The sequence below is a fragment of the Pseudomonas sp. ASL9 genome (genome assembly GCF_056680335.1).
In genome coordinates this window covers 2,221,344-2,246,902 of sequence record NZ_CM155277.1, presented here as the reverse complement: position 1 = coordinate 2,246,902, position 25,559 = coordinate 2,221,344, and the positions used below count along the sequence as shown (strand labels likewise).

The window sequence follows — 25,559 nt, the reverse complement described above, 5'->3', positions numbered from 1 at the left end:
GAATGAATTCGCTACCACCTATTTCATGCCTCTGTGCAGGCTGTGTGGGAGCGAATTTATTCGCGAAGACGGCATCAGACCCACAACGGGTGCGGGGTGTGCCTCCACCTTGGCTGGTGTGCGATTATTTCGCGATTTTGGGCAATACCACCGTAAACGTGGTGCCATCGGTACCGTTTGAGGTGACCTTGATGCTGCCCTGATGGGCATTGACCACTTCCCTGACGATAAACAAGCCCAGCCCAAGGCTCGTTGAGGGCTGGCCGACGTCTTCGCTGGCACTGCGCACCAGTGGGTCGAAAATCGTTGCGATCGCGTCCTCGGCAATGGGCTCACCGAAGTTGTGCATGAGCAGCGTGACGTTATGCTCATCGGCAGTGAGGGTCAGGCTGACCTCATGGCTGTTGGAGCCGTGCTGTAGCGCATTGCCAATCAGGTTTTGCAGCAATTGGTCTATGCGTCCACGATCCCATTCGCCCTGGGTGTCTCCGCTGGTCAAAAAGCGCGGATCGCAGTCGGGTTGCCCGGCGCAGGCTTCTTCGATGGCCTCGCGACAGGCGCTGGTCATGTCCATGGGCTTGCGCTCGACGGGCAAGCGGGTACCCAGGCGGCTGCGCACGAACTCGAGCAGGTCCCGAACCATCGCGCCCATGTGCCGGGTGCCACCTTTAATGCGCGCCACATAGGCCTGCGCGCTTTCATCAAGGGCGAGCTTACGCGCCAGCATCTCTGTGGACATGCTGACCGCCTGTAACGGCGCGCGCAGGTCATGTCCTAGAATCGCCAGGAAAATATCCCGTGATCGTGCCACCTGCTCGGCATAGGCTGCCGTGGATTCGGCCAGCGCTTCATCGATGGCTTCGTTGAAGCGAATCATGTCCTGAAAGTACGCAAGGTCCGGCGACTTCAGACTGGCGACCCATAGTCGGATGACGCTGGCGCGCAAATGACGAAATTCAGACGTCATCTGAACCAAATCAAAGCCCACGGTATGGCGTAACTCGCCATGGCTGGTGGCTGCCTGATCCAGTGTTGAGGTTTTTCCCTGGCCTTCGCCCTTGGCTTTGGCCGCCTGTTCGCCAGCGGTCTGCGAGGTGGTCATGTCCCGGGCCGCTGCCAGCAAAATCGATTTGGCGTGGTCGCGTAGCTCCACTCGGTTCATCGAATCGGCTGCGGGCTTTATGGTCTTTGCGAACTTTTCCCATTCATCGGCTATGCGGTCAACGTGTTGGACGATGAATTCAGAGAGGCGCATGGCCGGTTACCTTGCTGGGGTAGCTATAAAAAGAGGTGGCGCATCTTAGCGTCTTTGTCTGGTTTCAAGCACTGTCAGGTTCCGGGCGGTCTGTTAATGCCTCAACCCAGGCCGCATCGGAACCTATTGCGTTAGAACAAGAAGTACCGCTGCGCCATCGGCAGCACTTCAGCCGGCTCGCACCACAGCAACACGCCATCGGCCTTGACCTGATAAGTCTGCGGATCGACGTCGATATTTGGCAGGTAGTCGTTGTGAATAAGGTCGGTTTTTTTCACGTTGCGACAGCCCTTTACCACGCTGATTTTCTTTTTCAGGCCCAGTGATTCGGGAATCCCTGCATCCAGCGCTGCTTGACTGATGAAGGTCAGGCTGGTGGCATGCAGCGAGCCACCGTAGCTGGCGAACATCGGTCGGTAATGCACAGGCTGCGGCGTCGGAATCGAGGCATTGGCATCGCCCATCAGGCTGGCGGCAATGGCCCCGCCTTTCAGGATAAGACTCGGTTTTACCCCGAAAAATGCTGGACGCCACAGCACCAGATCGGCCCATTTACCCACTTCGATCGAGCCCACTTCATGGCTGATGCCGTGGGTAATCGCCGGGTTGATGGTGTATTTGGCGATGTAGCGTTTGGCCCGGAAGTTGTCGTTGCCGGGGCCGTCTTCAGGCAGCGGGCCACGTTGCTTCTTCATTTTGTCGGCAGTCTGCCAGGTGCGCATGATCACTTCGCCTACGCGGCCCATGGCCTGGCTGTCGGAGCTGATCATCGAGAACGCGCCGAGGTCGTGCAGGATGTCTTCGGCGGCGATGGTTTCGCGACGTATGCGGCTTTCGGCGAACGCCACGTCTTCGGCGATGCTGGGGTCCAGGTGATGGCAAACCATCAACATGTCCAAGTGTTCGTCGATGGTGTTTTTGGTGAACGGTCGGGTCGGGTTGGTCGAACTGGGCAATACATTGGGGAAGCCGCAGGCCTTGATGATGTCCGGGGCATGACCGCCCCCCGCGCCTTCGGTGTGGTAGGTGTGAATCGTGCGGCCTTTGAACGCGGCCAATGTGGTTTCTACAAAGCCGGACTCGTTGAGCGTGTCGGTGTGGATGGCCACCTGCACATCGTATTGATCGGCCACGCTCAGGCAGTTGTCGATGGCGGCCGGTGTGGTGCCCCAGTCTTCATGCAGCTTGAGGCCGATGGCGCCGGCTTTGACTTGCTCAATCAGGGGTTCGGGCAGGCTGACATTGCCCTTGCCGGTGAAACCGATGTTCATCGGGAAGGCATCGGCGGCCTGCAGCATGCGCGCCAGATGCCACGGGCCCGGGGTGACGGTGGTCGCATTGGTGCCCGTGGCCGGGCCGGTGCCGCCGCCGATCATGGTGGTCACACCGCTCATCAAGGCTTCTTCGATCTGCTGTGGGCAGATGAAGTGAATGTGGGTGTCCACGCCGCCCGCGGTAAGGATCATGCCTTCGCCGGCAATGACTTCGGTGCTGGCGCCGACCGCGATGGTGACGTCAGGCTGAATATCCGGGTTACCGGCTTTGCCGATGGCGGCGATGCGGCCGTTTTTCAGGCCAACATCGGCCTTGACGATGCCCCAGTGGTCGATGATCAGGGCGTTGGTGATCAAGGTGTCGACCACGTCGGCCGCGAGCAGTTGGCCCTGGCCCATGCCGTCACGGATGACCTTGCCCCCGCCGAACTTCACTTCTTCCCCGTAGGTGGTGAAATCTTTCTCGACCTCGATCCACAGCTCGGTATCGGCCAGACGCACGCGGTCGCCAACGGTGGGGCCGAACATGTCGGCGTAGGCTTGTCTGGAAATCTTCATGGGCGATCCTTAAATCATCGGTGTCGGTGCTGGCTTTTCGCCAACAAGTTGGCTCCTACAGGGGGACGCGATCCTCTGTAGGAGCCAACTTGTTGGCGAGACGTCGTACCCGGCGAAAATATCTGTCTGGCGAAATGAATCATTTCAATCCAACTCACCCATCACCCGCCCGGCAAAGCCGAAAACCCGGCGATGGCCGGCCAGGTCCACCAACTCCACGTCCCGCGACTGGCCGGGCTCGAAGCGTACGGCGGTGCCAGCGGGGATGTTCAGGCGCATGCCACGGCTGGCCATGCGATCGAAGGTCAGGGCATCGTTGGTTTCGAAAAAGTGATAGTGCGAACCGACCTGAATGGGCCGATCACCGCTGTTGGCGACATTCAGGCTGATCGTGCGACGGCCGGCATTCAGTTCGATATCGCCAGGCTGAATCTGATATTCGCCGGGGATCATGCGGTCTTCCTTACCAAGGTTTTGTAGTAGATGGCCGTCGCTTTGTATTCGCCATCGGGGTTGCACGCGTAATCGGGCAGCTTGCCTGCGCAGGTGTAGCCCAGTGAGCGGTAGAAGTTTTCAGCGGGTGAACCGGACTCCGTGTCCATGTACAGCAGGCCACGCTTATGTTGGTGCGCCGCCAGTTCTACGGCCCCCATCAATTGCCCGCCCAATCCACGCCTTTGTGCGGCGCTGAGCACCAGCAGTTTTTGTACTTCGGCACGATTGAGACCGTTCTGTTTTTGGCACAGCGACAGTTGAACACTGGCCAGCACTTGTTCTTCCTGAACGACGGCCCACAGCAGCACGTTGCCTTTTTCCAGCTCTGTCCGTACCCCGTCGAAATAGGTGTAGGCCTCACAGGCTTGAAGATTAGCCATGAACCCGACCGAGGCGCCTTGCTTGACGGCGTCCAGCAGCAATTCGACCAAACCTTGGCGATAGTGGGCAAAGCTTTCGGCAGTGACGCGTCGTAACTGGGCGGCGTTCATTAGGCATTACTCCTTGTGGGGTGCTGGCGCTGGGGCATCCGGTGACAGGTTAAGTTGCATAAAGGTCAGGTCCAGCCAGCGACCGAACTTGGTGCCGACCTGTGCCATCTGACCCGTGACCGTAAAACCCAATTGCTTATGCAGGTGTACCGAGGCGGCGTTACCACTTTCGATGGCGGCGACCATGATGTGTTTGTCGCAGGTCCGGGCGCGTTCGATCAGTGCGCGCATCAGCAGCGTGCCGAGGCCATTACCCCGTTGGTCGGTGCGCACGTAAACCGAATGTTCGACGGTATGCCGGAAGCCGTCGAACGGGCGCCAGTCGCCGAACGAGGAGTAGCCCAGCACGTCATCCGCCGCGTCGACAGCCACTAAAATAGGGTAGTCCTGAGTCTGGCGAGCGTCGAACCAGGCCTTGCGATTGGCGAGATCGACTGCTTGTTCGTTCCAGATGGCCGTGGTGTTGAGCACGGCGTCGTTGTAAATATCACGGATGCCGGCAAGGTCGGCTTCTACTGCGTCACGAATGAGGTACGTCATTACAGGGCTCGCTTAGTCAACATCAGGCAATCGGTTGGTGCACGGTCACCAGCTTGGTGCCGTCAGGGAAGGTGGCTTCGACCTGGATCTCCGGGATCATTTCCGGGATACCTTCCATCACTTGGTCGCGGCTGAGCAGGGTTGTGCCGACATGCATCAGCTCAGCGACAGTTCTACCATCACGGGCGCCTTCCAGCAGCGCGGCGGAGATGTAGGCCATGGCTTCCGGGTAGTTGAGCTTCACCCCCCGAGCCAGACGTCGTTCGGCAACCAGACCGGCGGTGAAGATCAGCAGCTTGTCTTTTTCGCGGGGTGTCAGGTCCATTGTTGGTTCCGTTTTGTAGGGGTTGAGGGTGTCTGATACAACGCCTTCGCGAATGAATTCGCTCCCACAGAAAACACGCGATCCCCTGTGGTGCGTGTGTCAGGTACTCCATATTCTAGGTGCAACCGCTTCGCGCCCCAGCAATGCCGGGCGCAGCAGCGTCCATAATTCGATCAGCCAGGCCCTCGCGTGCAGCGCTTCGTCAGCCAGGCAGCGGGCGATCAACAGGCCGGGCAATTGGGTCAGGTTACCGCGTACAGGGTTTTGCAGGTTACGGCAGGTTTCCAGCAATTCACTGCTGGCCTCGCCGGTCACCAGCAGCGTGGCGAAAACCGGCTTGCCATCCAGGCCGATGGGCGAGTCGAGCAGGCCATCAGCGCCGGTGATTCGCTGGCGTTCGTGCCACAGCAATTGGCCGTCGCGGCGGATATCCAGCTGCGATTGAAAATGCCCTCTGTCGAAACGTTCGCCACTGGCCGGGCGGCCCAGCGCAACCATGTCCCAGTAGAACAGCCGCGCATCGCCTTGCAGCTCAATGTGCGTGGTCAACTCGGCCTGGGCGGCGCTGAAGACGATGGTTTCCTGCGGCAGCCACTCCAGCGTGGCGCCCGCTTCAACGCGCAGTTCCAGCTGTTGATACGCCGGACTGGCGGCGCGGTACCACTTGGCTGCGCCGGGACTGGTCAGTTGTGCCCACGCGTCTTTACCGACGTTGGCGCGAATATCGAGCCGATCACCGCCGGCAATGCCGCCTGGAGGGTGAACAATGATGTGCTGACAGACCTGCGGTCCTTCGGCATACAGATGCTTTTGCACCCGCAGCGGGCCTTGATGCCGACGCATGACAGGCCGTGTGCTGTCGCCGAAACGCCCATAGCCCAGCTCCAGCTCGGCATGCCAACTGGGGGTGAACAGCGCGGTGTGGGCAGGAAGGTTCATTCGTCGTTATGTGTATACGTTGTGCCGGGAGATCGCACCTTAGCGGATTGGCGCATCAAATTGTAACCAGACCACGAACCCCTTGCGCTTCCATGTCCTCGCCACGGCCTTGCTGGACGATTTCGCCACGGGACATCACCAGGTACTGATCCGCCAGCTCAGCCGCAAAATCATAGAATTGCTCCACCAACAGAATCGCCATGTCACCTCGCGCCGCGAGCTGTTTGATGACCGCGCCGATCTCTTTGATCACCGAGGGCTGGATGCCTTCGGTGGGCTCATCAAGGATCAGCAGGCGAGGGCGACTGGCCAGCGCACGGCCGATGGCCAGTTGCTGTTGCTGACCGCCGGACAGGTCACCGCCGCGTCGTTGTTTCATTTGCAGGAGCACCGGAAACAGTTCGTAGATAAACGCCGGGACTTCCTTGGCCTCGGCGCCAGGGAAACGTGACAGGCCCATGAGCAGGTTTTCTTCTACCGTCAGGCGTCCGAAGATTTCCCGGCCCTGGGGCACATAAGCGATGCCCGCGTGCACCCGTTGATGCGGCTTGAAACCGGTGATGGCCTTGCCTTCCCAGTGCACCGCGCCTTCCTTGGAAGGCAGCAGCCCCATCAGGACTTTGAGCAGCGTGGTCTTGCCCACGCCATTACGGCCGAGCAGGCAGGTCACCTCGCCGATTTTCACGTCGAAAGACAGGCCACGAAGGATATGGCTACCGCCGTAATACTGATGGAGCTTGTCGACTTGCAGCATAGGTAAGTTCTCAAGCAAATAGGGACAACTGTAGGAGCCAACTTGTTGGCGAGAAGCTTGATGCGACATGTCTGGTGAATCGCCTCGCCAACAAGTTGGCTCCTACAGCGATCATCTTCCGAGATAAACCTCAATCACCCGTTCATCCGCCTGCACGTCAGCCAGCGACCCTTCGGCCAGTACGCTGCCTTGATGCAAAACGGTGACGTGATCGGCAATCGAGCCGACGAAACCCATGTCGTGCTCCACCACCATCAACGAGTGTTTGCCCGCCAGGCTTTTGAACAGCTCGGCGGTGAACTCGGTTTCGGCATCGGTCATCCCCGCCACGGGCTCATCGAGCAACAGCAGTTGCGGGTCCTGGACCAGCAACATGCCGATTTCCAAAAACTGTTTTTGGCCGTGGGACAGCAGCCCGGCCGGGCGATGCATCTGTTGCGTCAGACGGATGGTCTCCAGCACGTCGAAGATACGGTCCTGCTGCTCGCCCGTCAGGCGGGCACGCAAACTGGCCCACACTGATTTGTCGGTCTTTTGCGCCAGCTCCAGGTTCTCGAACACGCTCAAGGCTTCGAATACTGTGGGCTTCTGGAATTTGCGGCCGATCCCCGATTGGGCAATCTGCACTTCACTCATCTGCGTCAGGTCCAGGGTCTCGCCGAACCAGGCCTTGCCGTGGCTTGGGCGAGTTTTGCCGGTGATCACGTCCATCAGCGTGGTTTTGCCCGCGCCGTTGGGGCCGATGATGCAGCGTAATTCACCGACACTGATGTACAGGCTCAAGTCGTTCAATGCCTTGAAACCATCGAAGCTGACGCTGATGTCTTCCAGGGTCAGGATCGTACCGTGCCGCGTGTTAAGACCTTCTCCGGCACGCTGTCCGAGGCCGATGGCATCACGGCTGGTGCCCGCGTCAGCATTCGGATCAAGGATCGGTTCGAGCATGAAGGCGGGTGTCGGTGTGGTTTTCATTGCTCGCCCCTTTTCTTCAGCAGGCCAATCACGCCTTTGGGCAGGTACAACGTCACGACAATAAACAACGCGCCGAGGAAGAACAGCCAGTACTCGGGGAAGGCCACGGTAAACCAGCTCTTCATGCCATTGACCAGCCCGGCGCCCAGCAGGGGGCCGATCAGCGTGCCGCGTCCGCCCAAGGCGACCCAGACGGCCGCCTCAATGGAGTTGGTGGGCGACATTTCGCTGGGGTTGATGATGCCGACTTGCGGCACATACAGGGCCCCGGCCAGACCGCACAGCACGGCGCTCAGGACCCAAACGAACAACTTGAAACCGCGTGGGTCATAGCCGCAGAACATCAGGCGGTTTTCGGCATCACGCAGCGCGGTCAGTACCCGGCCGAACTTGCTTTGCGCCAGGCGCCAGCCGACAAACAGGCTGCCCACCAGCAGGATCACGGTGGCCAGAAACAAGGTCGCCCGGGTGCCCTGCGAGCTGATGCTGAAGCCCAGAATGCTGCGGAAGTTGGTGAAGCCGTTGTTGCCGCCGAAGCCGGTTTCGTTGCGAAAGAACAGGAGCATGCCGGCGAAGGTCAGGGCTTGGGTCATGATCGAGAAATACACGCCCTTGATCCGTGAGCGGAAGGCGAAGAAACCGAAGATCAATGCCAGCAAACCGGGGGCCAATACCACCAGGCACATGGCCCAGAGAAAGTGATTGGTCCCGGTCCAGTACCAGGGCAGTTCGGTCCACGACAGGAAGGTCATGAACGCAGGTAACTCATCGCCTGCCGCTTCACGCATCAGGTACATGCCCATGGCATAACCGCCGAGGGCGAAGAACAGCCCATGCCCCAGCGACAGCAGCCCGGCGTAACCCCAGACCAGGTCCAGCGCGAGGGCAACGATGGCGTAGCAGAGAATCTTGCCCACCAGCGTCAGGGTGTAGGCCGAGACCTGCAGGCCATTATTGGCTGGTAGCAATGACAACAGCGCCAGTGCGACCAGCATCACAAAGACGACTGCGCAGAGGGCCAGGGTGACTTTCGGGCCGGCTTTTTGCGCGGCCGTAACCATAAGAGGCTGGTTCATCAGTCGATCACCCGTCCTTTAAGTGCGAAGAGCCCTTGCGGACGTTTCTGGATAAACAGAATGATCAGCGCCAGGATCAGGATCTTGCCGAGTACGGCGCCGATCTGCGGTTCGAGGATTTTGTTGGCGATGCCCAGCCCGAAGGCCGCCATCACGCTACCGGCCAGTTGACCGACCCCGCCCAGTACCACCACCAGGAACGAGTCAATGATGTAGCTCTGGCCGAGGTCCGGGCCGACGTTGCCGATCTGGCTCAAGGCCACGCCACCCAAGCCTGCGATGCCCGAGCCCAGCCCGAAGGCCATCATGTCGATGCGCCCGGTGGGTACGCCGCAGCAGGCGGCCATGTTGCGGTTCTGAGTCACGGCGCGCACGTTCAGGCCCAATCGGGTCTTGTTCAGCAGCAGCCAGGTCAGCACCACCACGAACAGCGCGAACGCGATGATCACGATACGGTTGTAGGGCAGCACCAGGTTGGGCAGTACTTGAATACCGCCCGACAGCCACTCGGGGTTGGCGACTTCAACGTTCTGCGCGCCGAACACCAGGCGTACTGTCTGGATCAGCATCAGGCTGATACCCCAGGTCGCGAGCAGGGTTTCCAAGGGGCGGCCATACAGATGACGAATCACCGTGCGCTCCAGCGCCATGCCGATAACCGCCGTGACAAAAAACGCCACCGGCAGCGCGACCAGTGGATAGAGCTCCAATGCCCCCGGCGCATAGCGCTGGAACATCAGTTGCACGACATAGGTGGAATAGGCCCCGAGCATCAGCATCTCACCGTGGGCCATGTTGATCACGCCCAGCAGGCCGAAGGTGATCGCCAGTCCCAGCGCTGCCAACAGCAGAATCGAGCCCAGCGACAGACCGCTGAAAGCCTGACCGAGGATCTCGCCGATGAGCAATTTGCGTTTGACTTGCGTCAGGCTGGTTTCAGCCGCCGTGCGTACGCCAGCATCGGTTTCGACGGCGGGGTCGAGCAGGGTTTCCAGGCGCGTGCGGGCCAGCGGATCACCGGTTTCACCCAGTAAGCGTACGGCTGCCAGGCGCACGACCGGGTCAGTGTCCACCAGTTGCAGGTTGGCCAGTGCCAGGCTCAAGGCCGCGTGGACGTCTGCGTTGGTTTCGGTCGCAAGCTGCCGATGAAGGAATTTCAGTTGCGCCGGCTTGGCGCTTTTTTGCAGTTGTTGCGCGGCGCCCAGACGCAGCTTGGCGTCAGCGGCGAGCAATTGATGACTGGCGAGGGCGGTGTCGATCAGCCCTCGCAGTCGGTTGTTCAGGCGCAGGACTTTTGTTTCACCTTCGACGGTAATCTGGCCTTGTTGCAGGTTGTTGATCAATTCGACACGTGCCAGATCCGGCTGCGCGGCCCAGGCTTCAAGTAGTTTGGCTTGTTGCGCAGGGTCAGCCGCAACGAAGTCGCCAGCATCACTGGCATGGGCCGACAGTGGCAACAGCAAAGCCAGGGCGAGAATGAAGCGGTAAAAGGCAGTAGGCATATCGGTGTCTCACGTTCATGCGCGGACTTTGTAGGCGCTGCCGAAGGCTGCGATTGCGATGTGTCAGAGAGACCGCATCGCAGCCTTCGGCAGCTCCTACAGGGGATGCATCGGGTCCGAGAACCCGAGACCCGATTAGTTGCTCTTCATCGCAAAGTCCGGCTTCTTGTCGTTGCCAGGGATGTACGGGCTCCACGGTTGAGCGCGGATGGGCTCCTTGGTCTGCCAGACCACGCTGAACTGACCGTCGTCCTGGATTTCGCCAATCATTACGGGTTTGTGCAGGTGATGGTTGACCTTGTCCATCGTCAGGATATAGCCCGACGGTGCGTTGAACGTCTGACCGGCCATGGCTTCGCGGACCTTGTTGACGTCGGTCGATTTGGCTTTTTCGACGGCTTGCGCCCACATGTGGATGCCGACGTAAGTGGCTTCCATCGGGTCGTTGGTCACCGCCTTGTCTGCGCCCGGTAGGTTGTGTTTCTTGGCGTAGGCTTTCCAGTCAGCGACAAACTTGGTGTTCACCGGGTTCTGCACCGACTCGAAGTAGTTCCAGGCCGCCAGGTTGCCCACCAACGGCTTGGTGTCGATACCGCGCAGCTCTTCTTCGCCGACCGAGAACGCGACAACAGGTACGTCGGTAGCTTTCAGGCCCTGGTTGGCCAGTTCTTTGTAGAACGGCACGTTGGAGTCGCCGTTGACCGTGGAAATCACAGCCGTCTTGCCACCGGCAGAGAACTTTTTGATGTTCGACACGATGGTCTGGTAATCGCTGTGGCCGAACGGGGTATAGACCTCTTCGATGTCTTTGTCGGCAACGCCTTTGGCCTTGAGGAACGACCGCAGAATTTTGTTGGTGGTGCGTGGGTAGACGTAGTCAGTGCCCAGCAGGAAGAAGCGCTTGGCGCTCCCGCCTTCTTCGCTCATCACGTACTCGACCGCAGGAATCGCCTGCTGGTTAGGTGCTGCGCCGGTGTAAAACACGTTAGGCGACATTTCTTCGCCTTCGTATTGCACGGGGTAGAACAGCAGCCCGTTGAGTTCTTCGAACACCGGCAATACCGATTTACGTGACACTGACGTCCAGCAGCCGAAGACCACCGCCACCTTGTCCTGGGTCAGCAACTGACGGCTCTTTTCAGCGAACAGCGGCCAGTTGGACGCCGGGTCGACGACCACGGGTTCAAGCATTTTGCCGTTGACGCCGCCCTTGGCGTTGATTTCGTCGATGGTCATCAACGCCATGTCTTTGAGTGAGGTCTCAGAGATTGCCATCGTGCCGGACAACGAATGCAGGATGCCGACCTTGATGGTTTCTGCAGCCTGGACGGTCCAGGTCATGCCCATTGCAACGATCGAGGCGGACAGGGTGAAAGCTTTGATCAGACTGCGACGCTTCATTGGGCTGTCTCCATTCACTTGGAATTTTTAGTAGGGCGAATCAGAACACCTGAAAGCTTCTTAGCAAGGGCTATGCCCAGCTCGGGAAATGGAGCATATGCGGGGGGGATATCGGCTGAATGTGTCAGGAGTGCACCACGATGACGCTGTGCAAAACCCTTGGTGCGCAGTGGCGGGCGCAAACAGTGCGTAATCTGAGGGGGAGGGATGACACGATGTCAGGGGTGAGCAACCAGCAAGAAGCGTTGCTTGCTAAAGCAAAATGGACCCTGAAACCGGGCGGGGTAGGAACTCATCAAAATGCCTTCCGCCGGGTTTCAGGGCCCACACCTGCAAACTATCCTTGTTCCGCTGATTTGGCAAAGCGCGAACGGACTGTCCGATCGAATAGGCGCATCCGCCCGCTTCTTTGACTGCACAGCGGTCTAGAAACTCATGTCGACCTTGGTCCACAGCATGCGGCCCGGCTCGTTGATCGACTGCGGGTTGTCCGCCGGGAAGCCGAAACCGGCGTTGCCCGCCAGGTTCAGGTGCTCGGCATAGGCTTTGTCCAGCAGGTTGTCGACGCCGGCACTGACCTTCAGGTGCTTGTTGATCCGGTAGGCGCCATTCAGCGAGAACACGCCAAACCCCGCGCTGTCACCGAGGTCTTTGCCGACCACGTTGCCCTTGTTCAGGTCGACACGGTTCTGCGCGCTGACCACCCGCCACAAAGCCCCGGCGCTCCACGCGTCGCGGCTGTAGCTGAGGCCCAGACGGGTCTCCAATGGCGGCATTTGCGGCAGGGCCGTGCCGTCGCTGCTGTCCTTGCCCCAGGCATAGGCCAGGGTGGCATCGGTTTTCCAGTTGGAGGTCAGTTGGTACGCTGCGCCCAGTTCTCCGCCCATGATCCGGGCGTCGATGTTCTCGGCCTGAGAGGTCACGCCCATCATGCCGGGGGTGTAGTTGAACAGAATGTAATCGCGGACCTGACCGACATAACCCGACGCCCAGGCTTGCAGGTCGTCATGCTGGTACTGCATGCCAAAATCCAGTTGCGTGGTTTTTTCTGGCTTGATCGCGTCGAAGGCATTGAGTGATCCGGCCGGGCCGGAGGTGGGAGAAAACAATTCCCAATAGTCCGGAAAGCGCTGCACGTGGCCCAGGCCAATGTAGAGCGTGGAGGGCGTGGAGGCAAGGTCGTGCTCATAGCGCACAAAGCCACTGGGCAGGGTGTCGGCGCGGGTTTCATTGGAGGTGGGGTTCGCCGTGGCCATCATTCCCGAACCGCTGCTTGTGCGGTAATCCGTGGCCGAGGCACGGTCCAGGCGTGCGCCCGTGATCAGCCGATTATCTGGCGCGACGTACCACGTCAGTTCGCTGAATACCCCGTAGTTGTGGAAGTCTGCATCCTTGGTCCAGGGCACTTCTTTATAGGCGTCGATACCCATGGCGCTTCGCTGGCGATGCTCGTTGGTCTGGGCATCAATGCCGCTGATCAACTGCACGTCGGCCCAGCGCCAGGTGGCCTTGATCCGCCCGCCCAGCGTGCGGCGGTCCACGTTCGCTGCCATGGGCCCGGCCATCATCCCGGTGCCGGACGGCGTGCGCAGGCTGTAGTTGTCCATCACATGGTCGGCGTAGTTGTAGTAGACCTGTGCTTCAACCTTGTCCAGAACATCGCCGATATTGGACCTCTCGAAACGCAGCCCCAGGCTCTCGCGCTTGAACTGCGAACCGTCCATGCCGCGCCCGGCATAACGGGCTTCACCGTCACCTTTGCCAGCGGTCAATTCCACCAGCGTGTCGGCATCCGGGGTCCAACCCAGCGCCACATCGCCGTTCCACTTGTCCCACCGCGACGGCACGGTATTGCCATTGCCGTCCTTGTAATCGTCGGCGTGGGACTGATTGCCGATCACCCTCGCATAACCAAACTCACCACCGGCAGCGGCGTCTACCAGCTTGTCGAAGCGGCCGTTGGAGCCGGCCAGCACACTGGCGTTGACCCGGCTGCCGAGTTCGCCGAAGTGTTCTGGTTCGCGTTCAAACAGCACCGTCCCCGCCGAAGCGCCAGGGCCCCAGAGCACGGTTTGCGGGCCCTTGATCACCGTCAGGCGGTCAAAGGTTTCCGGGGAAATATACGACGTGGGCGCGTCCATCCGGTTTGGGCAGGCGCCCAGCATCATGCCGCCGTTGGTGAGGATATTCAGGCGCGAGCCGAACATCCCGCGCAACACCGGATCGCCATTGGTCCCGCCCGCGCGAATGGCAGAGAAACCGGGGATGGTTTTCAGGTAATCCGCACCGTCGCTGGCCGGCACCGGCTGGCGCGGGTCTTTGGGGTTGGTCACTATCGTCAGTGGTGAGCTGGGAGCGATGGCCGTGATCACAGTCGGGGTGATTTCGGTGGCGTCTCGTTGAGGCTCATCAAGGGGCGGCAGCGCAAACGCCAGTGGCGTGAACAAACCGCACAGTACGGCGACTGCGTGTTTCATGCGCAACTGAGGTTCGTTCAGGGTAAAGCAGGGCGCCACTCGCATTGTGCTCAGGCGAGTCTTGGCAGTGGAGCTGGACATAAGCGTTCCATCATCAATCAGTCAGGATCGTCACATCCTGCAACCGCTTCAGGCGGTGCATACAGGTGTGATCAAAGGGGTGTCAGAGCAGGACTGAAGGGGGCGGCGCGCGGGTGCGAGCGTTGGGGAAGGTGGTCTGCCGCGCGTGACCTTGATGAGGCGTCGCTGTAAAAAAGCCCGTCGGTTTTGGCGGGGTCGCGGGGATAAAGGCCAGCGCCTGCGGCAGTGCCGGGCAACTGAACAGCAACGTGCAATAGCCGCACTTGGCCCATATGACGTGGTCTGGCGCCAGCGAGGGCGTGGCCTGTTCGGCGTCATGGCAGGCGGGCGTGTCTGCCGTTATGTCCATGGAGGCAGACATCGGCATGGACATGCCGGCGTGCTGATCCATCGGCATCGCTTGGGAAATCAGCGGGCCGATAAAGATCATCAACATGGCGAACAGGCTCAGCCATGCGCCCCGCGTCCCTGAGGGGCGAGGCTGCACGGCGGACCTGAAGCCTGGTGAGCGCCTGTGGCTCAACTCAGGCGGTTCAGTTCATGTGCATATTCATGGGCATGGAGTCGGCATTCTCGTCCGGTGCCTGTTTTTGCACCGCAACGTCCACGGTCACGTTCCCGGCTTTTTCAAAATGCAGGGTCAATGGGAAGCGCTGGCCGTCGACGAGCTTCGATTTGTCCTTAAGCTCCAGCAACATGACGTGATAGCCCATCGGTGCAAACGCCACCTCGCCACCCGCAGGGATGTCGACGTTCTGCACCTGCTGCATTTTCATCAAACCATTCTCATGCCTGTGTTCATGCAACTCGGCTTTGCCAGCCACCGGGGTCTCGACGCTGAGCAAGCGATCAGGACTTTTGCCGTTGTTGTGCACAACGAAATACGCGGCCACGGTGGGCGCGTTGGGCGGCAATTCCATGGACCACGGATGAGCGATATGCAACTCGCCGACGGCGTATTCGTGGGCATTGGCAAAGCAGGCAGGCAGCAACAGTGCGGCCACAACAAGGATCTTCTTGATCATGGTAGTTCTCCAGCGGGATCGATTCCGATACGCAGGGCCTCAAGGGCCATAGCGCTTATTCAACGGCTCGGATCAGGCCAGCGGAGAAGCTCGCGGATTGAGGCTTGGCCATTGCTGGCGTGGGGACAGAGGGGCAGGGGAATCAATCGAAAGGGTTTGCCGTGTTTCAATCCGAGAGGCGTACCACGTGGCAAAACTGGCAGGGATGGTCACCAGCGGCGCGGAGCCACTGCAGCACCAGCAATGCTGCATGGTCGAGTGATCATCATTGTGCGGCGCGCTGTGATCGGCCTTGCCCAACGAAATAGCTACCAGCTTAGTGCCGCTGGCGGTACAGAAACTGCCCCACAACACCTGCTCGCTGGCCGTCTTTGGCGCCGCCCCGGAAAGCGGCATGGCAAGCACGTTGAACAGCACTGCAAAGCAGGCGATCCAGGCAAATGCCATCCGACGTTGGGACATGAGGGGGTGCTTTCCGTGTCAATAAGCGATCAATGGCGCTATTTAGCCTGAATGGCCGGGATAAGTAAAAAAACAGGCTGTGGTGTGATGCCGCAGTAACTGACATTGATCCTGCGACCACTTCGCGGTTGATCGCAGCCTTCGGCAGCGCCTACAAGAACCTTGGTGCCCCTCGAACTGTAGGAGCTGCCGAAGGCTGCGATAAGGTCGGAACGACCTTCAAACGCGTTCTAACCTTTACAAAAATGGTGCTCATCCAACGCTGACAGCAATTGGCTGACGTCCACAAACTCCCGATCCACCCCCGGCAACACCGGCCTGCGTAGTATCAATACCGGCACCCCTCGCTCCCGCGCCACTTCCAGTTTCGGCTCTGTCGCGCTGCTGCCGCTGTTTTTGCTGATCAGCACGTCGATATGCCTGCGTTCGAACAAGGTGCGTTCGTCGTTCAGCAAAAAGGGACCACGGGCGCCGATGACTTCGCAGCGTTCGTTGCCTGGGTAGTCGTCCAGGGCGCGCAGGGTCCAGAACTGTGGGGCGGGGATTTCGTGCAGGTGCTGCAACGGCTCGCGGCCGAGGGTGAACAGCGGCCGGTTGAAGGGTTCGAGGGCGGTGATCAACTCGGCCCAGTCGCCGACTTCGCGCCAGTCGTCGTCAGGTTGTGCCTCCCAGGCCGGGCGTCGCAATGCCCAGCAGGGGATGCCGCTGAGGTGTGCTGCGGTCACGGCGTTTTGGCTGATCTGCGCCGCGTAGGGATGCGTCGCGTCCAGCAGCAAATCGATGCCTTCAGCTCGAATGAAATGCGCCAGACCTTCCGCCCCGCCATAGCCGCCGACCCTCACCTGACACGCCAGATCAGTCGGCACCCGACCCACGCCCGCCAGGCTGTAGATGTGCTGCGGTCCCAGTCGACGCGCGATGGCCAGGGCCTCGGTCACGCCGCCGAGCAATAGCAGACGCTTCATTCGCAGACTCCCGCCTGACCGACGATCCCGCCTTGGCGGTCGATGGCAAACACTTCCACGTGAACCTGCGCCGGCACCACGCTGCGGGCAAACGCCCGCGCATGACGGCACACTTCATCGCCCAGCGCGATACCGGCCGCACTGGCCATCGCCAACGCTTGCTGGCTGGTGTTGGCCTCGCGAATAGCGTGTTGCAATGTTGCATCGGCGCCGAGGGTCGCGGCCCACTCGGCCAATTGAGGCAGGTCGATACTGGAGTGACGGCTGTGCAGGTCCATATGCCCGGCCGCCAGTTTGCTGATCTTGCCGAATCCGCCGCAAATGCTCAGCTTATCCACAGGCACTTTGCGCAGATGCTTGAGCACCGCGCCGACAAAGTCGCCCATCTCGATCAAGGCGATTTCCGGCAGGTCGTAGACCCGGCGCATGGTGTCTTCGCTGGCGTTGCCGGTGCAGGCGGCGATGTGCAGATAACCATTGGTTTTGGCGACGTCGATGCCTTGATGGATCGACGCGATATACGCCGCGCAGGAAAACGGCCGGACAATGCCGCTGGTGCCGAGGATCGACAGGCCACCGAGAATGCCGAGCCGAGGGTTCATGGTTTTCAACGCCAGTGCTTCGCCGCCTTCGACACACAGGGTGACTTCGAAACCACCGGTGTATTTCGTCTCGTCTGCCAGCCGCAGCAAATGTTCGCTGATCATCTTGCGCGGCACCGGATTGATCGCGGGCTCGCCCACATTCAACACCAGGCCGGGCCGGGTAACGGTGCCCACACCGGGGCCCGCGACGAATTGCACGCCGGTTTCGGTCGTCAGTCGCACCCGTGAAAATACCAGTGCGCCATGGGTGACATCCGGGTCGTCGCCTGCATCCTTGATCGTGCCCGCTTCAGCGCCGTCGGCAAACGTCCGGCAGAACTCCAGGCGCATGTGCACCTGCTTGCCTTTGGGCAAAACGATTTCTACCGCGTCACTTGCCTCGCCGTCGAGCAGCAAGCGGGCCGCCGCCAGACAGGTGGCGGTCGCGCAACTGCCGGTGGTGTAGCCGCTGCGCAAGGGGGCGGGTTGTTCGGCGGTTTCGGCGCGCATCAGGGTTTGATCGCTTCAAGCAGGGTGATGGGCAGCGCCTGGCGCCAGGTATCGAATTCGCCCAGTGGCTTGGCGTGGGCGATATGGATGCGGGTCAGTTCGCCGCCGTGCTGTTCACGCCAGACAATCAGCGCGGTCTCGCTTTGCAGGGTCACGGCGTTGGCCACCAGCCGTCCGCCAGAGCGCAGTTGCTGCCAGCAGGTGTCGAGCACGCCGGGACGCGTGACGCCGCCGCCGATGAAAATCGCATCGGGCGCTTCCAGACCTTGCAGTGCCTGAGGTGCTCGGCCGCGAATCAATTGCAGGCCCGGTACGCCCAGCGCGTCGCGGTTATGTTCGATCAGTAACTGGCGACCTTCGTCGGCTTCGATCGCCAGAGCACGGCAGCTTGGGTGCGCGCGCATCCATTCGATGCCGATAGAGCCGCAACCCGCGCCCACGTCCCACAACAATTCACCGGGTGCCGGGGCCAGGCGGGCGAGGGTGATGGCGCGGACATCGCGTTTGGTCAGTTGACCGTCATGCTCAAAGGCGCTGTCCGCCAGCCCGGCCAGCAGGGACAGGCGTGGCGCATCGGGCTCGGCGCGGCATTCGATGGCGACCAGGTTCAGCGCCGCAATCGGCGGGTCGGTCCATTCACTGGCGATGCCTTCGACCCGGCGTTCAGCATCCCCGCCCAAGTGCTCCAGCACCGTCATCCGGCTCGGGCCGAAGCCACGTGCGCGCAACAACTCGGCGATGGCGGCGGGGCTGCTGCCGTCGTTGCTCAACACCAACAGGCGCAAACCGTTATGCAACTGGGCGTTCAACGCCGCCAGCGGTCGTGCGACCACCGACAAGGTGACCACATCCTGCAACGGCCAACCCAAGCGCGCAGCGGCCAATGAATAAGACGAGGGCGCAGGCAGCACGTGCATTTCATCGACACTGACCTGGCGTGCCAGGCTGGCACCCACGCCAAACAACATGGGGTCGCCACTGGCCAGCACGCAAATCGGCGTACCGCGCTGCTCAAGCACCGGGGTCAGGGAAAACGGGCTGGGCCAGGGGCTGCGCTCGGCAGAAATGCACGCGGGCAGAAGATCGAGCTGGCGCTGGCCCCCAAACACCTGTCCGGCTTGCAGCAATGCACGACGAGCCGTCTTGCCCAGGCCTTTGAAGCCGTCCTCACCGATTCCCACCACTGTCAGCCACGGCGACATGTACATTCCTCAGCAGACTAATGCGTACTTCCGACAGACCGGCTTTTCATGCCTGCGGACAAAGCAGGCATAATACCGCGCCCAATGGGCTATAGCGCTTTTTCAAATTCTGCCGGGTGACCCATTGAACACGCCAATGTCTGCTCGCACGTCCTCAACCTCTATACGTCCCTCGGCTTGCCCGGGGTTGTTGCGCATCGTCCCGGCACTGGACGGCGGTATTTGCCGGATCAAGCTGGCGGGCGGTTCGATCACCTCGACTCAGGCCGCCGCTGTGGCTGAAGCCGCAGAGCGCTATGCCGGGGGGGTGATCGAAGCAACTAATCGCGCCAACCTGCAGATTCGCGGCATCGGTGCCCAACAGTACGCCTTGATCGCCATTCTATTGGACGCCGGTCTGGGGCCAAGTAACCCCGCAAGCGACGATGTGCGCAACCTGATGCTCAGCCCGACGGCAGGCATCGACCCGCAGCAGTTGTTCGATAGCTGCCCATTGGCCGCGCAGATTCTCGGCACCCTGGAGAACGAGCCTCGTTTCCATGACCTTTCGCCCAAATTTGCCCTGTCGCTGGATGGCGGCGAAGGGCTGGTGATGCTCGAACACCCCCATGATCTGTGGTTGTCTGCGCGGGCAGTCGACGGTGAGGTCTTGATGGCGTTCGGCTTGGCCGGTTGTCCTGCCGAGGACGCGCCGTTGGCGGCTGTGCCGTTGGCTCAGGCCCATGAGTTGGTGGTGGCGGTGCTGGACGCGTTCCTCGAACTGGCACGACCTGATCAGGTGCGCATGCGCCATGTGTTGGCTGAAATGTCGACCGAGGCGTTTCTTCAGGTGGTGGCCAAGCGCATGACGGTCAAACCCTGTAGGAGCGAACTTGTTCGCGAGGCGGTGTGTCAGGAAGACCGTGTCAAGCCATTCGCCAACAAGTTAGCTCCTACAGGGGGCAGTTGCTCCCACATTCAATTGCAGCCCCCAGCGAATCGGCACTTGGGCATTTATCCACAGGACTCGGTCGGTCTGGTGGCGGTCGGTGGCGCCGCGCCGCTGGGGCGCCTTGATTCGTCGATGCTGCGTGCAGTCGCGCAAATGGCCACTGAATGGGGCGATGGAACCTTGCGCCTGACGCCCTGGCAGAGCCTGTTACTGCCTAACGTTCGCCGTGAACACGCGGCGAACGTGCTGACGGGCCTGCAGGCGGCAGGGTTGATCTGCTCGCCCGAACAACCATTGGCCCACTTGATCGCGTGCACTGGCTCGGCTGGCTGCGGCAAAGGGTTGGCCGATACCAAGGCGGATGCCCTGCTGCTGGCCACCCGACTCGAACACCTCGACCTGAAACTGGCGGTGCACCTGACCGGCTGTTCGCGCTCATGCGCGGCGGCCCATGTCGCCCCGGTGACTTTGCTGGCGGTGTCCGCCGGCCATTACGACCTCTATTTTTGCGACGCGCAGCAACCGGGTTTCGGTAGTTTGCGCGCGCGTGACCTCACTATTGAAGCAGTCGGCACGCTGTTAGCCGCCGACTCACGGAGCAGCACCCATGATTGATTACATCCGCGACGGTCAGGAGATCTATCGCAACTCCTTCTCGATCATTCGCGCCGAGGCCCGACTCGATCAGATCCCTGCAGACCTGGAAAAGCTCGCGGTGCGGGTGATCCATGCGTGTGGCATGGTCGAGGTCATCGAAGACCTGCGCTTCTCCCCCGGTGCTGGCACGGCCGGGCGCACTGCGCTGGCCGCCGGTGCGCCGATCCTGTGCGATGCGCGCATGGTGTCCGAAGGGGTCACCCGCACGCGCTTGCCCGCCAACAATCAGGTCATTTGTACCCTTAAAGACGAAGGCGTGCCGGAGCTGGCCCGCGAGCTGGGCAATACTCGCTCTGCCGCCGCGCTGGAACTGTGGCGCCCGTACCTGGAAGGCAGCGTCGTGGTGATTGGCAATGCGCCAACCGCGCTGTTCTACCTGTTGGAAATGCTTGATGCCGGTGCACCGAAACCGGCGTTGATCCTCGGCTTCCCGGTCGGTTTCGTCGGTGCGGCAGAGTCCAAGGCAATGCTCGCTGCGAACAGCCGTGGTGTGCCGTTTGTGATCATGCAGGGTCGTCGTGGCGGTAGCGCCATGGCAGCGGCTGCGGTCAACGCCCTGGCAACGGAGATCGAATGATGCAGCAACCCGGTCGTTTGATTGGCCTGGGCGTCGGCCCCGGTGATCCTGAATTGATTACCGTCAAAGCCCTGCGCTTGCTGCGTGAGTCGCCAGTGGTCGCGTACTTCGTCGCCAAGGGCAAGAAGGGCAACGCGTTCGGCATCATCGAAGCCCACCTGCAAGACGCGCAGACCCTGTTGCCGCTGGTGTACCCGGTGACCACCGAAGCATTGCCTGCACCGTTGTCCTACGAGCAAGTGATCAGCGATTTCTACGATGACGCCAGCGTGGCGCTGGCCGCGCACCTGGACGCGGGGCGTGATGTTGCGGTGATCTGTGAAGGCGATCCGTTCTTCTACGGCTCGTATATGTACCTGCACGACCGCCTTGCCGAGCGCTATGAAGCTGAAGTGGTGCCGGGCGTGTGCTCGATGCTCGGCGGCGCATCGGTCCTGGGCTCGCCGCTGGTCTATCGCAATCAAAGCCTGTCGGTACTGTCCGGTGTGCTGCCCCATGACGAACTCAAACGTCGTTTGGCCGATGCCGATGCGGCGGTGATCATGAAGCTGGGACGCAACTTCCCCAAAGTTCGGCAAGTGCTGGAAGAGCTGGGCATGGCCGAGCGTGCGTTGTATGTCGAGCGCGCAACCATGGCCAATCAGAAAATCGTGGCGCTGGACCAGGTCGAGTCAATGTCCTCACCGTACTTTTCCCTGATCATTGTTCCGGGCGAAAGGTGGCAGGGTTGATGAGGGTTAAAACACCCGCCATCGTCATTTTGGGCAATGGCAGCCTGGCGACGGCACGCCGCATTCAACAGCTTTACCCGGATGCCTTGATCCATGGACTGGCGGCTCGGGTTGAAGGTGCCGACCTGACGTACACCGAGTTCGGCGCCACGTTGCGTCAGCTCTATCAACAGGACACGCCGATCATTGCCTTGTGCGCTGCCGGCATCGTGATCCGGACGCTGGCACCCCTGCTGCTGGAAAAAGGTGCTGAGCCGCCCGTGCTGGCCGTGGCCGAAGACGGTAGCGCGGTGGTGCCGTTGCTGGGCGGGCTGGGCGGGGTCAATGTCCTGGCCCGCGAGATCGCGGCGGGCCTGGGTATCGCCGCGGCGATTACCACCAGCGGCGAATTGCGTTTCGGTACCTGCCTGCTCAATCCACCGAACGGTTACGCACTCGGCGATCTGGAGTTGGGCAAACGATTTGTCTCCGATTTACTGTCCGGGCAACGCGTACGTATCGAAGGCGCGGCGCCGTGGCTGGCGCACGCGCAGTTGCCCGAAGATGAACATGCACAGCTGGCGATTCATGTCGGTTGCGTCGAACGCGAACCGGCGGCCAATGAGCTGCTGATCTACCCGCGCAGTGTGTTGGTGGCGGTCAGCGCAACGGTGCCGGAGCTGGCGAATGCTGTCCGCGCGGCCTTGCACGACGCCGGGATTGCCGTTCAGGCGTTGGCCTGCTTGCTGGCGTCAGACCGTGAAATGGCCAGCCCTGCGTTGCGTGAAGCAGCGTTAGTGCTGGGCGTGCCGCTACGGTTTGCTTCGACAGCGGCGGAGGCTGATGTCAGCGAGCTGGCGCAACAGGCTGTGCCGCAGTTACTGCCACCCATCAGTGTGGACAGCGGCCTCGCCATTGCCGTCGCCCCTCAGCCTCTCGACCTGCAACTGATTGGCCGTGCGCGTGGACGTCTGGCGGTCATCGGTCTGGGCCCTGGCGCTGCCGAGTTGATGGTGCCAGCGGTCAAAGCCGAACTGGCGCGGGCCAATGACGTGCTGGGCTATGAAACCTACGTGCGCATGGCCGGGCCGTTCCGTGCCGACCAAGTGCTGCACTGCACTGATAACCGCGAAGAAATGCAACGCGCCCGACATGCCTTCGAGCTCGCGGCTCAAGGGCGTTCGGTGGTGGTGGTGTCGTCGGGTGATCCAGGCGTGTTCGCCATGGCCTCGGCCGTGCTTGAAGCACTGCATGAGTCGAGCAACGCCGACTGGCACGCCGTTGAACTGGAAATCCTGCCGGGGGTGTCCGCCTCGCTGGCCACTGCCGCTCAGGCGGGTGCACCGCTGGGTCATGACTTCTGCGTGATGTCGCTGTCGGACAACCTCAAGCCATGGGACGTGATTGAAAACCGTCTGGATTTGGCGTCTCAGGCCGATCTGGCGCTGGCGTTCTACAACCCCATCTCGCGTTCGCGGCCTTGGCAGCTAGGGCGCGCGCTGGAAATCGTTCGCCAGTACCGCACACCGGAAACACCCGTAACGCTGGGGCGTGACGTCGGCCGTCCAGGGCAAACGCTGCGGGTCATTACGCTGGGCGAATTGACCCCGGACCAAGTGGACATGCGCACCATGGTCCTGATCGGTTCGTCGACGACGTGCACCTTTCCCCGTGCCGATGGCGGGACGTGGGTGTATACGCCGCGCTGGTATGGAAATAAAGCCGGCCGCCTGAGCGAGTAAGCGCTTTCTGGGTTCAATTCCTGTCGGAGGGCGATGCGCCGGCAGGAGTCCTGGCATCCGGTTAGGCTCTTATAAGGACAATGCTGTTTCAGTCGTCAGGGAGCTGGTAGGTGTGTGTAGGATTTGTTTGGCTTGATTTGGCTGAATCATCAGTTCCATGTGTCGATTCAGATCATGGGGCGGTAGGTTTAATCGATTGATATCTGCGTTTCTGTCTTGCCTGTAAAGTGATTTCGGAAGGGGTGCGAATTACGTCGGTATTGATGGGGGGATAACTGCGGTCAACAAATGTTTTTAAAGAGATCTTTTTTGTCCAGAGTTTAGTTGCCAGGAAACAATTGGTCATACCCGGTGGGTTGTCACTGTTCAGTGCGATGATTAGCTTTGATGGGCGGCCAAACAGGCCTTCATCAAACTCACTGCAAGGAAAGCACCGTGACTATTGTGCATAATGATCAAATGACGACCGAGGCGCGACTTGAACGCCTGGCGAGCTATAAACTTGCTGACTGGGCTGCAGGCGCCGATCAGTTGGACGGCGATGTTCTTGTCGGATCGAAAATAGCGTTGGCTGACGATGTTGACGATCCGGATGCTGCTATTGCCGCAGGCGGTATCGTATCTTTCCTGCAAGGAATGTCGCGGAAGAATAAGGACGATGTCCTGAACAGTTTCATGTTTGCGAGGCTGGCGGCCAGTTACCAATATGATTCGAAGGCTGAGGGTGATCAGTGGTACAAGCTGTTCATTCAGGTTATGTCGGACTTTGGTTGGGTGGGGTTCAAGAACAGGTATACCCAATATACGGCGAGCGAGCGTCGATTCACCATGGATCAGGTGGGGTTGAAAATTCTGGCGACAGCAATCGCGGCGGCTTCGTTGCCTGGCCCAGCGGCAGCTGCACTGCTGACGGTCGCCAAAGGGGCTGTTGCTGCACTTCAACAAAACACGGAAGCGCTGAGACTTTTCGAGCGTCAGAGCCGTAAACACCGTGATGCGGACTTCGCCCTTGCGTCCGGCATGCAATTGCAGGATGGGGATCTACTCATGGCGATGGGGTCCGTACATATCACGGCGACCACGGAAGTGACCGACGTCCTTTTCACGGAGTGGCAGAGTTCCTCGGTGAGCATCGTACGCGCTGAAGACGTGGTGGTATTGAATCGGTCGGCATTTACCGACGAGGTCAGTCGCGAATTAGTGGTGTTGTTGGGTGACCACACGAAGACATCTCTGAAAAAATATAAAATCTGAATAATGCAACGTGCTCGGGCAGTTGCTGATTGTTGATGCAGTGCATTCGAAAAGTTCAAGGCTGTCCGGGCTGGATGAACGGGAGTATCGGAACATGGACAATAGATACAGTACAGACCTTCTGCAGTCGGGAGGCGGTGTCACTGCGGTCATTGCACAAAACAGTCTGGTGTCCTTTGCGGGAGCGCTACCACGCCAGGATCGCGAAGATGTGTTAGACAGCGTTTTATATATGCGGCAGCAGGCAAACGGTAGATTTAATATCAGGTCCGATTTTAAACAATGGGGCCTGTATTATGCCAATGGGTTACTGGACTTGGGCTGGGAGCTGGACTTGACGTATGCGTTCGAACCCTCAGTGCCAAAACTATATGAAAGTGTGCTGGAATTGATTGGCGATCAGGTCTCTGCGGTTAAACACAAACGTATCCGGGACATGGCTGTCAGAACATTTGAAGCGCTGAATGATGACAAGTCGATACTGTCGTGGTTTGGTGAGCAGGTGGTCGTGAACGATCTGGCGACCTTCCAGACCATGCCCTGTATCCACGACGGCAACGGCGATGTGTACATGTTCATGCTAGGCATGAACATGAACGTTACTCGGAATCTCCAGGAGTTTTTGTTCCCGATCAGAAGTCGAACGGGAAAAGCAATCGTGGTGGAATTTGGCGCGTCAGGTATGTCGCTGTCCCGTTCACGCTATGCCAGGAATAGAGAGTATGTGAAGTCGATGTTACAGGCGCGGTCGCTGGCGAGCCTCAGGAGTTACCGTCTTTCACCCGCTTGAGTGAATCACC

General features: G+C 60.2%; 25 protein-coding genes. 6 read left to right on the top strand and 19 right to left on the bottom strand.

Features of this window, described 5'->3' with window-relative positions; all coding sequences use genetic code 11:
* Positions 1-124: 124 nt before the first annotated feature.
* The 19 genes from AC1ME2_RS10405 to cbiE form a co-directional block, all read right to left on the bottom strand.
* Positions 125-1,255 carry a sensor histidine kinase gene (locus tag AC1ME2_RS10405; RefSeq protein ID WP_480440912.1) on the bottom strand — a complete coding sequence of 377 codons (1,131 nt, stop codon included), beginning with the start codon at positions 1,253-1,255 and terminating at the stop codon, positions 125-127.
* 131 nt (positions 1,256-1,386) lie between these two features.
* Positions 1,387-3,087, bottom strand: coding sequence for an urease subunit alpha (gene ureC, locus AC1ME2_RS10400; RefSeq protein WP_480440910.1), 1,701 nt, complete (start codon positions 3,085-3,087; stop codon positions 1,387-1,389).
* Between the two features lie 144 nt (positions 3,088-3,231).
* Complete coding sequence (locus tag AC1ME2_RS10395) at positions 3,232-3,540, bottom strand: urease subunit beta (protein ID WP_219062485.1); 309 nt, start codon at positions 3,538-3,540, stop codon at positions 3,232-3,234.
* Positions 3,537-4,073 carry a GNAT family N-acetyltransferase gene (locus AC1ME2_RS10390; protein ID WP_480440909.1) on the bottom strand — a complete coding sequence of 179 codons (537 nt, stop codon included), beginning with the start codon at positions 4,071-4,073 and terminating at the stop codon, positions 3,537-3,539. Before AC1ME2_RS10390 ends, AC1ME2_RS10395 begins: the two co-directional genes overlap by 4 nt.
* 6 nt (positions 4,074-4,079) lie before the next feature.
* On the bottom strand, positions 4,080-4,613 hold the full coding sequence (locus AC1ME2_RS10385; RefSeq protein ID WP_480440908.1) for an N-acetyltransferase family protein: 534 nt from the start codon (positions 4,611-4,613) through the stop codon (positions 4,080-4,082).
* Positions 4,614-4,635: 22 nt separating this feature from the next.
* On the bottom strand, positions 4,636-4,938 hold the full coding sequence (gene ureA, locus AC1ME2_RS10380) for an urease subunit gamma (RefSeq protein ID WP_480440906.1): 303 nt from the start codon (positions 4,936-4,938) through the stop codon (positions 4,636-4,638).
* A gap of 99 nt (positions 4,939-5,037) precedes the next feature.
* Entirely contained in the window at positions 5,038-5,877 is an 840-nt protein-coding gene (locus AC1ME2_RS10375; RefSeq protein ID WP_480440905.1) for an urease accessory protein UreD, read from the bottom strand.
* A 55-nt stretch (positions 5,878-5,932) separates the two neighbouring features.
* The gene (urtE, locus tag AC1ME2_RS10370; RefSeq protein ID WP_480440903.1) at positions 5,933-6,631 is read right to left on the bottom strand and encodes an urea ABC transporter ATP-binding subunit UrtE; all 699 of its coding nucleotides are present in this window, start codon (positions 6,629-6,631) and stop codon (positions 5,933-5,935) included.
* Between the two features lie 111 nt (positions 6,632-6,742).
* Entirely contained in the window at positions 6,743-7,603 is an 861-nt protein-coding gene (gene urtD / locus AC1ME2_RS10365; protein ID WP_480440902.1) for an urea ABC transporter ATP-binding protein UrtD, read from the bottom strand.
* The gene (gene urtC, locus AC1ME2_RS10360; protein ID WP_480440900.1) at positions 7,600-8,679 is read right to left on the bottom strand and encodes an urea ABC transporter permease subunit UrtC; all 1,080 of its coding nucleotides are present in this window, start codon (positions 8,677-8,679) and stop codon (positions 7,600-7,602) included. The genes urtD and urtC overlap by 4 nt, the downstream gene beginning before the upstream one ends.
* Positions 8,679-10,181: an urea ABC transporter permease subunit UrtB gene (urtB, locus tag AC1ME2_RS10355; protein ID WP_480440898.1), complete on the bottom strand. Its 1,503-nt coding sequence runs from the start codon at positions 10,179-10,181 to the stop codon at positions 8,679-8,681. Before urtB ends, urtC begins: the two co-directional genes overlap by 1 nt.
* Before the next feature lie 135 nt (positions 10,182-10,316).
* Positions 10,317-11,582 carry an urea ABC transporter substrate-binding protein gene (gene urtA / locus AC1ME2_RS10350; RefSeq protein ID WP_480440897.1) on the bottom strand — a complete coding sequence of 422 codons (1,266 nt, stop codon included), beginning with the start codon at positions 11,580-11,582 and terminating at the stop codon, positions 10,317-10,319.
* A 425-nt stretch (positions 11,583-12,007) separates the two neighbouring features.
* Entirely contained in the window at positions 12,008-14,140 is a 2,133-nt protein-coding gene (locus AC1ME2_RS10345) for a TonB-dependent copper receptor (RefSeq protein WP_480440896.1), read from the bottom strand.
* Between the two features lie 82 nt (positions 14,141-14,222).
* Complete coding sequence (locus AC1ME2_RS10340; RefSeq protein WP_480440895.1) at positions 14,223-14,627, bottom strand: DUF2946 domain-containing protein; 405 nt, start codon at positions 14,625-14,627, stop codon at positions 14,223-14,225.
* A 46-nt stretch (positions 14,628-14,673) separates the two neighbouring features.
* Positions 14,674-15,165: a copper chaperone PCu(A)C gene (locus tag AC1ME2_RS10335; protein WP_480440893.1), complete on the bottom strand. Its 492-nt coding sequence runs from the start codon at positions 15,163-15,165 to the stop codon at positions 14,674-14,676.
* Between the two features lie 72 nt (positions 15,166-15,237).
* Positions 15,238-15,627: a DUF2946 domain-containing protein gene (locus AC1ME2_RS10330; protein WP_480440892.1), complete on the bottom strand. Its 390-nt coding sequence runs from the start codon at positions 15,625-15,627 to the stop codon at positions 15,238-15,240.
* Positions 15,628-15,857: 230 nt separating this feature from the next.
* A complete protein-coding gene (locus AC1ME2_RS10325) occupies positions 15,858-16,592 on the bottom strand; it encodes a cobalt-precorrin-6A reductase (protein WP_480440890.1) in 735 nt (244 codons plus the stop codon).
* A complete protein-coding gene (locus tag AC1ME2_RS10320) occupies positions 16,589-17,686 on the bottom strand; it encodes a cobalt-precorrin-5B (C(1))-methyltransferase (protein WP_480440888.1) in 1,098 nt (365 codons plus the stop codon). The genes AC1ME2_RS10325 and AC1ME2_RS10320 overlap by 4 nt, the downstream gene beginning before the upstream one ends.
* Positions 17,686-18,888 (bottom strand): precorrin-6y C5,15-methyltransferase (decarboxylating) subunit CbiE, encoded by a 1,203-nt coding sequence (gene cbiE / locus AC1ME2_RS10315; protein ID WP_480440887.1) that lies wholly within the window; start codon positions 18,886-18,888, stop codon positions 17,686-17,688. The genes AC1ME2_RS10320 and cbiE overlap by 1 nt, the downstream gene beginning before the upstream one ends.
* A gap of 124 nt (positions 18,889-19,012) precedes the next feature.
* On the opposite strand from cbiE, the gene cobG reads away from it, so the two are divergent.
* The 6 genes from cobG to AC1ME2_RS10285 all read left to right on the top strand — a co-directional run bounded on the left by cobG (position 19,013) and on the right by AC1ME2_RS10285 (position 25,549).
* On the top strand, positions 19,013-20,434 hold the full coding sequence (gene cobG / locus AC1ME2_RS10310) for a precorrin-3B synthase (protein ID WP_480440885.1): 1,422 nt from the start codon (positions 19,013-19,015) through the stop codon (positions 20,432-20,434).
* On the top strand, positions 20,427-21,053 hold the full coding sequence (locus AC1ME2_RS10305) for a precorrin-8X methylmutase (protein WP_480440883.1): 627 nt from the start codon (positions 20,427-20,429) through the stop codon (positions 21,051-21,053). The genes cobG and AC1ME2_RS10305 overlap by 8 nt, the downstream gene beginning before the upstream one ends.
* Positions 21,053-21,784: a precorrin-2 C(20)-methyltransferase gene (locus AC1ME2_RS10300; RefSeq protein WP_480442080.1), complete on the top strand. Its 732-nt coding sequence runs from the start codon at positions 21,053-21,055 to the stop codon at positions 21,782-21,784. The genes AC1ME2_RS10305 and AC1ME2_RS10300 overlap by 1 nt, the downstream gene beginning before the upstream one ends.
* Positions 21,784-23,505 carry a precorrin-3B C(17)-methyltransferase gene (cobJ, locus tag AC1ME2_RS10295; protein ID WP_480440881.1) on the top strand — a complete coding sequence of 574 codons (1,722 nt, stop codon included), beginning with the start codon at positions 21,784-21,786 and terminating at the stop codon, positions 23,503-23,505. The genes AC1ME2_RS10300 and cobJ overlap by 1 nt, the downstream gene beginning before the upstream one ends.
* Before the next feature lie 435 nt (positions 23,506-23,940).
* Complete coding sequence (locus AC1ME2_RS10290; protein WP_480440880.1) at positions 23,941-24,759, top strand: hypothetical protein; 819 nt, start codon at positions 23,941-23,943, stop codon at positions 24,757-24,759.
* A 94-nt stretch (positions 24,760-24,853) separates the two neighbouring features.
* Positions 24,854-25,549 carry a hypothetical protein gene (locus tag AC1ME2_RS10285; protein WP_480440878.1) on the top strand — a complete coding sequence of 232 codons (696 nt, stop codon included), beginning with the start codon at positions 24,854-24,856 and terminating at the stop codon, positions 25,547-25,549.
* The last annotated feature ends 10 nt before the right edge of the window (positions 25,550-25,559 follow it).